Consider the following 12,949-nt stretch of genomic DNA (forward strand, 5'->3'; position numbering starts at 1 on the left):
CCCATCGAACGGAATACCGACTTGCCTCCGGCATACCCACGAGTGCATGTGCCCCCAGGACTCGTGCACACAAAGTAATCCTACGATCACCCGTCCAGCCACGGCTCACACGGAAACGCCACCATTCGCCACCCCTTCGAATGAACTCACGTACGGCTGACCGCGATTCACTTGACACAGCACAACCAGGAGCGGGTGCAGCGATGCACTGAGGGGCGCGTGTCGCCGAGCGCACCACCCTGGACACCTCCGGGCGCTGAGTGAAGGGAACGCCGCTCGGGAAGGCGGAAACAGAGAGTCACGCAGAGCGACCGCTGCGTAACCACCGGTGCGTCGGACCCGTTGGAGGGGGCATGGTCTTCACGATCGGCATCAGCCGGGGCATGCGCGACATCCGGTCTGGCTCGCGCCGCCGAGGCCGCACTTCGGACGGCACCGCCGTGGCCGAGTACACCGGGCTGTGGGGCTGGGACGTGGTGCCGGGCGCCCGGGCCTCGGGGGGCGCCTGCTCCTGCGGACGCCGCGACTGCCCGGCGCCGGGTGCGCATCCGCTGGACTTCGCGCCGGTGATCCCCGCCGGGGCGACGCTGGACGACGTGACCGAGTCCTGGGGCGAGTTCCCCGGCGCCTCGGTGATGCTGCCGGTCGGCAGGGCGTTCGACGTCATCGAGGTGGCCGAACCCGCCGGCTGCCGGGCGCTGGCCCGGCTGGAGCGCATGGGTCTGCCCGTCGGCCCGGTCGCGGCGACCCCGGACGGCCGCGCCCACTTCTTCGTCGCCCCCGGCGCCGCCGCCGATCTGTCCGGCCTGCTCTACCGCATGGGCTGGGACGACCCGGCCTCCCTCGACCTGCGCGGCCTCGGCCCCGGCACGCACATCACGGCGCCGCCCTCCGACCGCGGCGGTCTCGGCCCGGTGCGCTGGCTGCGCTCCCCCGCCCTGGACTCGGAGTCCCGGGCGCCGGAGGCCCGCCTGGTGCTGGGCACGCTGGCGTATGTGGCGCATCGGTCCCGGGCCTAGCCGGGAGACGTCCCCACACAGCGAAGCGCCCGTCCCGACGGTGTATCGGGGCGGGCGCTTCGTCAGTGGACGCGGATGTCCGGAGGTCACTCGGCTGTATCCGGAGGTCACTCCCCGATAAGGGCGTCAACGAACGCCTCCGGCTCGAACGGCGCCAGGTCGTCCGCGCCCTCGCCGAGCCCGACGAGCTTGACCGGAACGCCCAGCTCGCGCTGGACCGCGACCACGATGCCGCCCTTGGCCGTGCCGTCCAGCTTGGTGAGGACGATGCCGGTGATGTCGACGACCTCGGCGAAGACCCGGGCCTGGACCAGGCCGTTCTGGCCGGTGGTGGCGTCGAGCACGAGCAGCACCTCGTCCACCGGGGCGTGCTTCTCCACGACCCGCTTGACCTTGCCGAGCTCGTCCATGAGGCCGGTCTTGGTGTGCAGGCGGCCGGCGGTGTCGATGAGCACGACGTTCGCGCCCCTCTCCTTGCCCTCCTTGACCGCGTCGAAGGCGACGGAGGCGGGGTCGCCCTCCTCCGGTCCGCGCACGGTGTGGGCGCCGACGCGCTCGCCCCAGGTCTGGAGCTGGTCGGCGGCGGCGGCCCGGAAGGTGTCGGCGGCGCCCAGGACCACGCTCTGACCGTCGGCGACCAGGACGCGGGCGAGCTTGCCGGTGGTGGTGGTCTTGCCGGTGCCGTTGACCCCGACGACCATCACGATGCCCGGCTTGCGGTCCTCCGGCTCGGTCTTGACCACGCGGTCCATGTCGCGGCCGACCAGGGTGAGCAGTTCCTCGCGCAGCAGGGTGCGCAGTTCGACCGGGGTGCGGGTGCCGAGCACCTTCACCCGCTCGCGCAGGCGCTCGACCAGTTCCTGGGTGGGCTGCACGCCGACGTCGGCGGTGAGCAGCGTGTCCTCGATCTCCTCCCAGGTGTCCTCGTCGAGGTGCTCGCGCGACAGCAGCGTGAGCAGCCCCTGACCGAGGGCGTTCTGCGAGCGGGAGAGACGGGCCCGCAGCCGGACCAGGCGGCCCGCGGTGGGCTCCGGGATCTCGATCTCGGGAGCTTCGGCGGGCGGCTCCTCGACGGTGACGGGAGCCGAGCCGTCCGGGAGATCCACCTCCTCTATGGTTCGCCGCGGTTCCTCCCGCGGCGTCTCGGCCTCGTCGCCGACGTGCGGCTCGGCCGGTGGGACGGTGATGTCGGGCGCTGCGGGCGGGGGCGGGGGCAGCTGCTTCTTGCGCCGGCTGCCGACGATGAGCCCGCCGAGCGCGCCGAGCACGACCACGGCGATGACTACAGCAAGGATGACGATGTCCATAACGCGTCCAGTATCAGCCATGGGCCCCCGGGTCACCCCGCTTGTACCGTCGCGCGGGGCCGAGGGCCGCCGGATCTCCACACCCCTGGATGTCTGATGCCCCGTCAGCTAACGTCCCCCGGACACCCGCCCGGTGAAGCCGGTCACCCGCCCGGTGAAGGGAGACGTCCCCATGCCCGTCACGGTCGTACGCTTCAACCTCGTCGCTCCCGGGGCCTCCCCCGCCGAGCTCGGCGCCCGCTATCGGGCGGCCCTGGAGATGGCCTCGTACGCCGACGACCGGGGCGTCACCACGGTGCAGACGGAGGAGCACCACGGGGCCGACAACAACTGGCTGCCGTCGCCGTTCGCCTTCGCGGGGGCGGTCTTCGGCGCGACCCGGCGTGTCGCGGTCACCGTCTCGGCGGTGATCGGCCCGCTGCACGACCCGCTGCGGCTGGCCGAGGAGATCGCCGTGCTGGACCTGCTGAGCGGCGGCCGGCTGGTGACGGTCGCCGGCATCGGGTACCGGCCCGAGGAGTACGACCTGTTCGGCGTCGAGTTCGCCCGGCGCGGCCGGCTCCAGGACGAGCTGCTGGAGACACTGCTGCGGGCGTGGACCGGCGAGCCCTTCGCCTTCCGGGGGCGCACGGTCCGCATCACCCCGCGCCCGTTCACCGACCCGCATCCGCTGCTCCTGGTCGGCGGCTCCTCCAAGGCCGCCGCCCGCCGGGCCGCCCGGCTCGGCCTGCCCTTCTTCCCCAGCGCGCACCTCCCGGAGCTGGAGGCGTACTACAAGGACCGGCTCGCCGAGTACGGCACCGAGGGCTGGGTGATGATGCCCGCGGCCGAGACACCGCTGCTGCACCTGGCCGAGGACCCGGACCGGGCCTGGGCGGAGTACGGCCAGCACTTCCTGCACGAGGCGCGGACGTACGCCTCCTGGCAGTCGGGCGGGGTGCGCTCGGCGGTGAAGTCGGCCGCGACGACCGTCGAGGAGCTGCGCGCCGAGGGCGTGTACCGCATCCTCACGCCCGAGGCGTGCGCGGAGCTGGGCCTGGACTCCTATGTGCTGCATCCGCTGGCGGGCGGGATGCCGGCGGAGGAGGGGTGGCGGAGTCTGCAGCTCTTCTGCGAGCGGGTGCTGCCGGGGCTGGGGAGCTGACGCTCGCGGATATCCGCTGGCCCGCCCCGGCCTCTCGGTGATCCACTGACTCCATGACTCTGTCGGTTGATGTGTTCCTGCTGGAGCCGGACGGACAGCGGCAGATACTCGACGTCCCCGAGGGGCGCGACGACTCGGCCGGGTTCGAGTCCTGGCGGACGACGGTGTGGGGGTCCGAGCCGGTACGCGCGCTGGGCGCCCGCTTCCTTCCCGTGCTGGCTGACGGCGACCTGGAGATCGAGGCCGAGAGCGTCGCGGAGTTCCTGGGCGAGGTGGCGCTGCTGTGTGACCATCTCGACGCCATCGCCGAGAGCACTCAGCGGCCGCGAGGGCTCGCGGAGCACCGGGAGGGGCTGGTGAGGCGGCTGCGGAATCTGGAGGTGGCCGCCCTGCACGCCCGGGTGATCGGCGGCGGCGTCCTCGTCTGGTGACGAGACAGACCGCCGCCCCGGCTCGGGCAGTGGCCGAACCGGGGCGACGGCGGGTTACGGGGAGAGGGGCAGCGGGGACTTTGGCCCTTCTCCCCGAGTGCGGGGGCTGGCTCAGCCCATCTCCTCCAGGGCCTTGCCCTTCGTCTCGCTGACGAACTTCAGGATGAAGGGGATGGAGAGCGCCGCGAAGGCCGTGTAGATCACGTACGTCATGGAGAGGTTCCACTCGGCCAGCGACGGGAAGCTCGCGGTGATGGCCCAGTTGGCGATCCACTGCGCGGCGGCGGCCACACCCAGGGCGGCGGCGCGGATCCGGTTGGGGAACATCTCGCCGAGCATGACCCAGACGACCACACCCCAGGACAGGGCGAAGAAGAGGACGAAGACGTGCGCGGCGATCAGCGCGATCCAGCCCTGCGCGGCCGGCAGCGTGCCGTCGACCAGCGGGTGGGAGAACGCCCAGGCCTCCAGCGCCAGGCCGACGACCATGCCGACCGAGCCGATGATCGCGAGCGGCTTGCGGCCGATGCGGTCGACGAAGATCATCGCGATCACGGTGCCGACGATGTTGATGATCGACGTGGTGAAGGAGTAGAAGAACGAGTCCGCCGGGTCGACGCCGACCGACTGCCACAGCGTCGAGGAGTAGTAGAACGCGACGTTGATGCCGACGAACTGCTGGAAGACCGACAGGCCGATACCGATCCAGACGATCGGCTTGAAGAAGAAGCTCCCGCCGAGCAGGTCCTTGAAGCTGGACTTGTGCTCGCTGGTCATCGCGTGCTCGATCTCGGCGACGCGGGCGTCCAGGTCGATGTCCTTGCCCTCGACCTCGGCGAGGATCTCCCGGGCGCGCTCGTGCTTGCCGACGGAGATCAGGAAGCGCGGGGACTCGGGGATCCGGAAGGAGAGCAGGCCGTACAGGATGGCCGGGATGACCATGACGCCCAGCATGACCTGCCAGGCCTCCAGGCCCATCAGCTCGCCGCGCTGGTCGCCGTCGGCGGCGTTCAGCAGGCCCCAGTTGACCAGCTGCGACACGGCGATGCCGATGACGATCGCGGCCTGCTGGAAGGAGCCGAGCCTGCCGCGGTAGGCGGGCGGGGCGACCTCGGCGATGTAGGCCGGGCCGATCACGGAGGCCATACCGATGGCGAAGCCGCCGACGACGCGCCAGAAGGCGAGGTCCCACAGGGCGAAGGGGAGCGCCGAGCCGACGGCGCTGACGGTGAAGAGGGCCGCGGCGATCTGCATGCACCGGATGCGGCCGATGCGGTCGGCTATCCGGCCGGCGGTCGCGGCGCCGATGGCGCAGCCGATGAGGGCGACGGCGATGACCTGGGCGAGGGCTGCGGAGCCGATGTCGTAGCGGCCTCGGATGGCTTCGACGGCACCGTTGATCACGGAACTGTCGTAGCCGAAGAGGAAACCGCCCATCGCGGCCGCCGCCGCGATGAAGATGACGTGCCCGAGATGTTCGGGGTGAGCCGTCCTGGCTCCGGACTTGGGTGCCTGCGCTGTGCTGGTCACGTGTACTCCTCGGGCCACCGGCAACGCTGCCGGAGGGGATCAGCCCTTCGAGGTCCACCTGAAGGTACCTGAAGGTAAAAGGAACGTTGCCGAGACTATGCCTTCAAGTTTCGAAGTCAATAGGTCGGCAGACGTGAATCTGCGTCAGGAGTGTGGGGGCGATGTGTTCAAGAATTGAATCCATCAAGCGTCGCAGGTGAGAAGGATGTACACGGCATTCATCTAGCGCAGACGCTGGCTGATGACCTTCGACACACCGTCGCCCTGCATGGAGACGCCGTACAGCGCGTCGGCGACCTCCATCGTGCGCTTCTGATGGGTGATCACGATGAGCTGCGAGGCCTCCTGCAGCTCCTGCATGATCCGGATGAGCCGCTGGAGGTTGGTGTCGTCGAGGGCGGCCTCGACCTCGTCCATGACGTAGAACGGGCTGGGCCGCGCCTTGAAGATCGACACGAGCAGCGCCACGGCGGTCAGCGACCGCTCCCCGCCCGAGAGCAGCGACAGCCGCTTGACCTTCTTGCCCGGCGGCCTGGCCTCGACGTCCACGCCCGTGGTGAGCATGTTGTCGGGGTCGGTCAGGATCAGCCGCCCGTCACCCCCGGGGAAGAGCCGGCTGAAGACGCCCTCGAACTCCCGGGCCGTGTCCCGGTAGGCCTCGGTGAAGACCTGCTCGACGCGCTCGTCGACCTCCTTCACCACCTGGAGGAGGTCCGCCCGTGTCTTCTTCAGGTCCTCGAGCTGCTCGCTGAGGAACTGGTGGCGTTCCTCCAGTGCCGCGAACTCCTCCAGGGCGAGCGGGTTCACCTTGCCGAGCTGCTGGTAGGCACGCTCGGCCGACTTCAGACGCTTCTCCTGCTCGGACCTCAGATACGGCTTCGGCCGGTTGCGCGGGTGCTCCGGGTCCTCCGGCAGCTCCTCGCCCTCGGCGGGGGGCGAGGGCGGCACGAGCTGGTGCGGTCCGTACTCCGCCACCAGTCCGGCCGGTTCGACACCCAGCTCCTCCAGCGCCTTCGTCTCCAGCTGCTCGATCCGCAGCCGCTTCTCGGCGCCGAGTACCTCGCCTCGATGGACCGAATCCGTCAACTTGTCGAGTTCGGCCTTGAGATCTCGTCCCTCGGTTCGGGCGCGGGCGAGTTCCTGTTCGCGGCGGGCCTTGGCGGCATCGGCGGCGACGCGCTCCTCGTCGGCGCGGGCCAGGGAGACCTCGACGTGCGCGAGGAGCTGCCGGGCGCCCGCGCCGACGGCCTCGGCGACGGCCGCCTCGTGCCGCAGCCGGGACCGCCGCTGCTCCGCACGCGCGCGTGCCTCACGCTCCGCCCGGGCGGCACGGTCGAGCGAGTCGGCCCGTCCGGCCAGGCCCTTGACCCGTTCCTCGTGCGTACGGGCCTGGAGCCGGGCCTCCATCTCGGTCTGGCGGGCGTTGGCACCGTCGGCGGCGAGCCGGTCCCGTACGGAGGTGTCGGGCTCCTCCTCGATCGGCATCTCCTCGGCGACGGCGAGCCGCTCGGCGAGTTCCTCGACCTCGGCGAGGGCCTTGTCGAGGGCCTCCTGGGCCCGGGCGGCGGCGGCCGTGGACCGCTCGGCCTCCCCGGCCGCGCCCCGGGCCTGCCCGGCGAGCGCTCCGAGTTGCTGAGCGACGGAGGACTTCTCCCGGTCGGCGGCCCGGCGCCGCTCCCCCACGTCCTCGACGAGCGCGGCGCACTCCTTGCGCCGCTCGACGGCCTGGTGCTGGGCCTCGGTCAGCTCCTCGCAGCGCACCGCCAGCTCTTCCAGTTCGGCGGCGGCCTCGTCGACGGAGGCCTGTACTTCGAGGAGGCTGGGGGCACCGGCGGAGCCGCCGTGGGCGAAGTGCGCGCCGAGGAGGTCGCCTTCGGCGGTGACGGCGGTGAGGTCGGGGTGGGTGTAGACGAGGTCTTCGGCGGCTTCGAGGGTGTCGACCACGACGATGCCGTGGAGGAGCCGTCGGACGGCCGGCATGAGGTCGGTGGGGCCGCGGACCAGGTCGACGGCGAACGTTCGTCCCGCGTCTGCGGGTGCGTCGTGATGGTTCGCGCCGTTCCCCGCGCCCGGTGCTCCTGCCAGGAGCAGAGTGGCCCTGCCTCCGTCCTGCTTGCGGAGGAGTCTGATGGCGTCGGCCGCTGATGCCGGGGTCGTCACGGCGATCGCGTCCGCTGCCGCTCCGAAGGCCGCTGCCAGGGCGACCTCGTGTCCCGGGGTCACCGTCAGCAGTTCCGCCGCCGGGCCGAGCAGGCCGGAGAGGCGATCCTTCGCCGCGAGCAGTATTCCGGTGCCGTCCTTGCGGCGCAGGCCCATGGCCAGGGCCTCGTGGCGGGCCTGGGTCGCGGCGCGCTTGCGTTCCGCCGCCGTGGCGGACTCGCGGGCTGCGGTGAGGGCGGACTCGGCGTCGGCGAGCCGCTGCTTGGCGGCCTCGTGCTGTTCGGCGAGTTCCGCGTCGCCGGCGTCGAGGCCGTCGACCTCGGCCTTGAGGGCCTCGTACTCCTCCTGCGCGGCGACGGCTCGCTCCTGGGCCTCGTCGCGGGCGGCGGCCAGGCGTTCGATCTCGGCCTGGGCGGAGGCGGCGCGGGAGCGGGCCGCGTTGACCTGGCCGCTCAGTCGGGCCAGGCCTTCGCGCCGGTCGGCGATGGCGCGGGCGGCGTCCTTCAGGCGCCGTTCCTCCTGGGTGAGCGCGCGTTCCAGCTCGGCGCGGTGGGAGACCGTGTCCTCCAGGGCGCGTTCGGCCGCCTCCAGGGCCGCTTCCAGCTCGGCCTCCTGCTCGCGGATGCGGGCGGCCTCGCGCTCCATGTCCTCGGGGTCGCGGCCGCGCCGCTCCTCGGGGGGTGCGGAGGTGGCGCTCTTCACCCGGGCGTCGGCCAGCGAGATCGTGCCGCGCACCCGCTCGGCGAGCTGGGAGAGCTCGTACCAGGTCTGCTGGGCGCGCTGGAGGCGTGGCGTGAGCTGCCGTACCTCGTCCTCCAGAAGGGCCTCGCGCTGGAGCGCCTTGCGCAGCTCCCGCTCGGCGGCCTCCTTGCGCTCCTTCAGCGCGGCCTCGTCGGCGACCTCGGCGTTGAGGGCTTCCTTCAGCCGTACGAGGTCGTCGGCCAGCAGTCGCAGGCGGGCGTCGCGCAGGTCGGCCTGGATGACTGCGGCCCGGCGGGCGACGGCGGCCTGGCGGCCGAGGGGCTTGAGCTGGCGCCGGAGTTCGTCGGTGAGGTCCTGCACGCGCGCGAGGTTGGCCTGCATCGCGTCCAGCTTGCGCAGCGCCTTCTCCTTGCGCTTGCGGTGCTTGAGGACTCCGGCGGCCTCCTCGATGAAGGCGCGGCGGCCCATGGGGTCGGCGTGCAGCACGCCGTCGAGCTGCCCCTGCCCGACGATGACGTGCATCTCGCGGCCGATGCCGGAGTCGGAGAGGAGCTCCTGGATGTCGAGGAGGCGGCAGGTGTCGCCGTTGAGCTGGTACTCGCTGCCGCCGTTGCGGAACATGATCCGCGTGATGGTGACCTCGGCGTACTCGATGGGCAGGGCCCCGTCGGAGTTGTCGATGGTCAGCGACACCTCGGCGCGGCCCAGCGGAGGGCGGCCGGTGGTGCCGGCGAAGATGACGTCCTCCATCTTGCCGCCGCGCAGCGATTTGGCGCCCTGCTCGCCCATGACCCAGCTCAGCGCGTCCACGACATTGGACTTGCCCGAGCCGTTCGGCCCTACGACGCACGTGATCCCCGGTTCGAACCGGAGGGTGGTCGCCGAGGCGAACGACTTGAACCCGCGGAGGGTCAGGGCCTTGAGGTGCACGCCGCCGGACTCTACCGCCCGGGTTCGTCTCACTCCATGAACCCACGGTTTCGCCGCTGAACGCGCAGGGCACACCACACGTTAAAGACGGTGAAAGGATGCGGGGGAAAGAAAGAAGGGACGCCGACGGCGTCCCTTGCACTTCTGACAACTCAGCGGTTATGACGGGCGGCCCAACCACTGCTCTGCTGTTGTGGAGCGATGCAGTGATCAGGTGAGCGCAGGCTCCGCCTGGTGTGCGTCAACGCTCTCCATGATCCTGTCGTGAGAAGCGGCAGCCGTCAGCGCCTCGTTCTCGGCCTGGATCCGTCCGAGCTCGGATTCCAGGTCCTGGACGCGCTGCTGGAGCCGTCGCATCTCGGCGAGGAGTCGAGGGTCGGAGCCGCCGACGTAACCGAGAAGCGCCTTTGCCATGATGGATGGTCCTCCACAATGCGTGACCGACCGATGCGGTGTGGGTCGTGAGGGATTCGCACCCGCGATGCTTGGTACGGCCTGGAGTTGTTCCGCCGTTCAGCCATGCCAAACAGCTAAGGTGCGCGGGGCTTTCAGCGTCTCACCAAAAAGTTTGACGGTCAACACGATCACGCCCCGTATTGGGGGCCGACCGGGCGCGTGCGGCCTGATGCGGCGGCACAGCGGCTTCTGCGGGGCCCTCGGGGCGTGGCGATCATCCTTGCGTGCGGAGTCTGCCAAGGCAAGCGATTCTTGGCAATCACCAGCCAGTTTCCGTCCGGGACGGCCGTCGGAGGCCTGTCCTGGGGCGCCCCTGAGGCCCGCCCTCCGGTACGGGATCAGCGGATGGCAAAGCCGTCGTAGCCGCCACGGGGTGTGTCCCAGATCTCGGTGACGCCGTCCACACGGCCGGGCGTGTCGTCGCCCTCGAGCCACTCCAGCAAGCCTTCACAGCCTTCTCGCGCGCCCTCCGCGACCACTTGGACCCGACCGTCGCCCAAATTGAGAGCAAAACCACTCAGGCCGCCGATCTCCAGGGCCTTGGCCCGCGTGAACCAGCGGAAACCCACACCTTGGACGCGTCCCCGCACCCAGGCGACCAGTCGCACATCCTCGCTCATGACTGCAACCTAACCGCCCAAACTCCCTCGGGCGCACTTCCTTCACTTGCGCCATGCGGTACCGTCCCCACCCAACGAATCTCATATGAAACTCACACCATCGAGTGAGTTTGGTGTTGATCTCGAGGACGAGTCGACCGCCAGGACGAGGAAGGCCAGAACATGGGACGCCACCGTCGCTCCGACGCCGGCAGCGCCGCCACGGGCAGCGCCACGGGGATCATGCAGGCCGACGGCACCGCGGAGGGCCACGATCCGCTGCACGGCGCGGAGGACGGCCCGACCATGGGCATCGCGCCCTATCTGAACCCGGAGGCCTACGCCGACACCTACGCCCGGAGCGAGGCCTACCTGTTCGAGACGGAGGCCGCCTCGGCGGGTGACGGGTACGCCGGGATTCCCCGCCAGCGGACCGCCGAGACGGCCGTCTTCGCGAGCGAGGGCTTCACGCCCGAGGGCGGCTCCCGTCGGGCCGGCTCGCACCGCCGCCGGAAGAAGGCCGCACGGCCGATGCGCACCGGTCTGCTCGGTGTGTCCGCCGCGGTCGCCATCGGCACCGTCGCGGTGGCCACGGGCGCCGTTCCCGGCCTCGAGAACTACAAGCTCGGCGGAGACGGCGGCGCCGACAAGGTGCAGGCCGCCGACACGCCGACCAACACCCCGAGCGGGCAGGGCGGCACCTCCGGCAGCACCGACGGCCGGGGCTCCACGCCCACGAGCCGGGACGCCGAGCGCTCCCTGTCGCCGTCACCGTCCGCCTCGACGTCGTCGGCCGCGCCGACCAAGACGCCCGAGAAGGCGGAGAATACACAGGAGAAGACCCCGGAGAAGAAGAAGCCGGCGGCGACTCCCCGCGAGGAGCCGGAGAGCTCGCCCTCCCGTACGGCCGCGCAGGAGGCGCCCGAGAAGCCCAGTGCCCCCGCCGCCCTCTCCGAGGAGTCGGCCGCCGCGGCCCAGGTGCTCAAGCTCGTGAACGAGGAGCGGGCCAAGGTGGGCTGCAGCGCCCTCGCCGCGAACAGCGCGCTGGCCGAGCTGGCGCAGAACTACAGCGAGGACATGCGCGCCCGGGGCTTCTTCGACCACACCGACCCCGACGGCAAGACGCCGTGGGACCGGGCCGAGGCCGCCGGGATATCCAACCTCGGCGGGGAGAACATAGCCCGCGGCCAGGCTGACGCCGCGGCCGTGATGGACGCCTGGATGAACAGCCCCGGCCACCGCGCCAACATCCTGAACTGCGACTTCAAGACGCTGGGCGTCGGCGTCGAGCTCGGGTCGGGCGGCCCGTGGTGGACCCAGAACTTCGGCTACTAGACCCTCGGGGTGCGCTAACCAGAAGTTAGCGCACCCTAGGAGTGAGCGCTGTGCTGGCGTACTCTTGGGGCATGACCACCACCCAGGAGCTCACGGAGGGGCTGGACGACCTCCCGTACAACGTGTTCGCCAGGGCCTGCCCTTCGCGCGGCACGCTGGAGCATGTCACGGGCCGCTGGGGCGGGCTCGCGCTGACCGCTCTGTACGAGGGGTCGCTGCGCTTCAACGAGCTGCGCCGCCGGGTCGACGGTGTGAGCGAGAAGATGCTCTCCCAGACGCTGCACGCGCTGGAGCGCGACGGCCTGGTCCATCGTGAGGCCCAGCCGACCAACCCGCCCCGGGTGGACTACGAACTGACGCCGCTGGGACGCGGTGTGGCCGAGCGCCTGCTCGCCCTGATCCACTTCGTGGAGGGCAGCATGGACGACGTCCTGGCCGCCCGCGAGCGGTACGACTCCGCTAGGGCGTGATCCGCGGCGGTCGCTGGCACTTCGGGCAGTAGTAGCTGGAGCGGTTCATCCAGGACCGCCGGCGCATCGGTGTGCCGCAGCGTCGGCAGGGCAGGCCCTCGCGGCCGTACGCGTCGAGGGACCGGTCGAAGTAGCCCGACTCGCCGTTGACGTTGACGTAGAGGCTGTCGAAGCTGGTGCCGCCGACCGCGAGGGCGGAGTTCATCACGTCCCGCACATGGCCGAGGAGCAGCAGTGTGCGGGGGCGTGTGAAGGTCGCGGTCGGGCGCTCGTAGTGGATGCGGGCGCGCCAGAGGGCCTCGTCGGCGTAGATGTTGCCGACGCCGCTGATCAGCGACTGGTCGAGCAGGGCCCGTTTGATCGTGGACCGCTTGCGGCGCAGCGCCTGGTGGAAGCCCTCTTCGTCGAAGAGCGGGTCGAGCGGGTCTCGGGCGATGTGCGCGATGACGTCGGGCAGGCCCTCGGGGGTGTTGTCGTGCAGTGACAGCCCGCCGAAGGTGCGCTGGTCGACGAAGCGGAGTTCGGTGTCCAGGGCGTCCGTGAAGCGGGCGCGGATGCGCAGGTGCTTCTCGTCCGGAGCCGTGTGGGGCTGCACCAGCAACTGGCCGCTCATGCCGAGGTGGGCCAGGATCGACTGGTCCGTGTCCTCCAGGGGCAGCCACAGGTATTTGCCGCGGCGGCTGGGTGTGCCGATGCGGTGGCCCTTCAGGCGGTCCGCGAAGTCGGCGCCGCCCGCGAGGTGGCGGCGCACCGCGCGCGGGTGCAGCACCTCGACCTCGGCGACGGTCCGGTGGGCGACCCACCGCTCCAGGCCGCGCCGGACGACCTCGACCTCGGGCAACTCGGGCATGGGCTCCCCCGGTGTA

The 12,949-nt window shown here is 71.0% G+C and carries 11 protein-coding genes; 5 read left to right on the top strand and 6 right to left on the bottom strand.

Translation table 11 applies throughout. From position 1 onward, the window contains the following. The first annotated feature begins 353 nt into the window (after positions 1-353). Complete coding sequence (locus NNW99_RS09690) at positions 354-1,019, top strand: bifunctional DNA primase/polymerase (protein ID WP_215118302.1); 666 nt, start codon at positions 354-356, stop codon at positions 1,017-1,019. Positions 1,020-1,126: 107 nt separating this feature from the next. Here the strand turns inward: NNW99_RS09690 and ftsY are convergent, their stop codons facing one another. Continuing rightward, positions 1,127-2,326: a signal recognition particle-docking protein FtsY gene (gene ftsY, locus NNW99_RS09695; RefSeq protein ID WP_215118303.1), complete on the bottom strand. Its 1,200-nt coding sequence runs from the start codon at positions 2,324-2,326 to the stop codon at positions 1,127-1,129. Positions 2,327-2,498: 172 nt separating this feature from the next. Here ftsY and NNW99_RS09700 point away from each other — a divergent pair, with 172 nt between their 5' ends. Together NNW99_RS09700 and NNW99_RS09705 are read left to right on the top strand one after the other, a co-directional pair. Then, the gene (locus tag NNW99_RS09700; protein WP_215118304.1) at positions 2,499-3,470 is read left to right on the top strand and encodes an LLM class flavin-dependent oxidoreductase; all 972 of its coding nucleotides are present in this window, start codon (positions 2,499-2,501) and stop codon (positions 3,468-3,470) included. Positions 3,471-3,523: 53 nt separating this feature from the next. Next, positions 3,524-3,901: a hypothetical protein gene (locus NNW99_RS09705; RefSeq protein ID WP_215118305.1), complete on the top strand. Its 378-nt coding sequence runs from the start codon at positions 3,524-3,526 to the stop codon at positions 3,899-3,901. 111 nt (positions 3,902-4,012) lie between these two features. On the opposite strand, the gene NNW99_RS09710 is transcribed toward NNW99_RS09705, so the two are convergent. The 4 genes from NNW99_RS09710 to NNW99_RS09725 all read right to left on the bottom strand — a co-directional run bounded on the left by NNW99_RS09710 (position 4,013) and on the right by NNW99_RS09725 (position 10,299). After that, complete coding sequence (locus NNW99_RS09710) at positions 4,013-5,431, bottom strand: sugar porter family MFS transporter (protein WP_215118306.1); 1,419 nt, start codon at positions 5,429-5,431, stop codon at positions 4,013-4,015. Between the two features lie 222 nt (positions 5,432-5,653). After that, positions 5,654-9,223, bottom strand: a complete 3,570-nt coding sequence (smc, locus tag NNW99_RS09715) for a chromosome segregation protein SMC (RefSeq protein ID WP_215118307.1) — start codon at positions 9,221-9,223, stop codon at positions 5,654-5,656. Between the two features lie 210 nt (positions 9,224-9,433). Next, complete coding sequence (locus NNW99_RS09720) at positions 9,434-9,637, bottom strand: hypothetical protein (protein ID WP_030852030.1); 204 nt, start codon at positions 9,635-9,637, stop codon at positions 9,434-9,436. 380 nt (positions 9,638-10,017) lie between these two features. Further along, positions 10,018-10,299 carry an acylphosphatase gene (locus NNW99_RS09725; protein WP_189727968.1) on the bottom strand — a complete coding sequence of 94 codons (282 nt, stop codon included), beginning with the start codon at positions 10,297-10,299 and terminating at the stop codon, positions 10,018-10,020. A gap of 162 nt (positions 10,300-10,461) precedes the next feature. Here NNW99_RS09725 and NNW99_RS09730 point away from each other — a divergent pair, with 162 nt between their 5' ends. Together NNW99_RS09730 and NNW99_RS09735 are read left to right on the top strand one after the other, a co-directional pair. Then, a complete protein-coding gene (locus NNW99_RS09730; protein WP_215118308.1) occupies positions 10,462-11,613 on the top strand; it encodes a CAP domain-containing protein in 1,152 nt (383 codons plus the stop codon). 71 nt (positions 11,614-11,684) lie between these two features. After that, positions 11,685-12,083: a helix-turn-helix domain-containing protein gene (locus tag NNW99_RS09735; protein WP_215118309.1), complete on the top strand. Its 399-nt coding sequence runs from the start codon at positions 11,685-11,687 to the stop codon at positions 12,081-12,083. Here NNW99_RS09735 and mutM read toward each other — a convergent pair. Further along, positions 12,073-12,933 (bottom strand): bifunctional DNA-formamidopyrimidine glycosylase/DNA-(apurinic or apyrimidinic site) lyase, encoded by an 861-nt coding sequence (gene mutM / locus NNW99_RS09740; protein WP_215118310.1) that lies wholly within the window; start codon positions 12,931-12,933, stop codon positions 12,073-12,075. The two genes, NNW99_RS09735 and mutM, sit on opposite strands and share 11 nt — an antisense overlap. Positions 12,934-12,949 lie beyond the last annotated feature (16 nt).

Source organism: Streptomyces sp. CRCS-T-1 (genome assembly GCF_024442335.1).
Taxonomy (GTDB): Bacteria; Actinomycetota; Actinomycetes; order Streptomycetales; family Streptomycetaceae; genus Streptomyces; species Streptomyces koelreuteriae.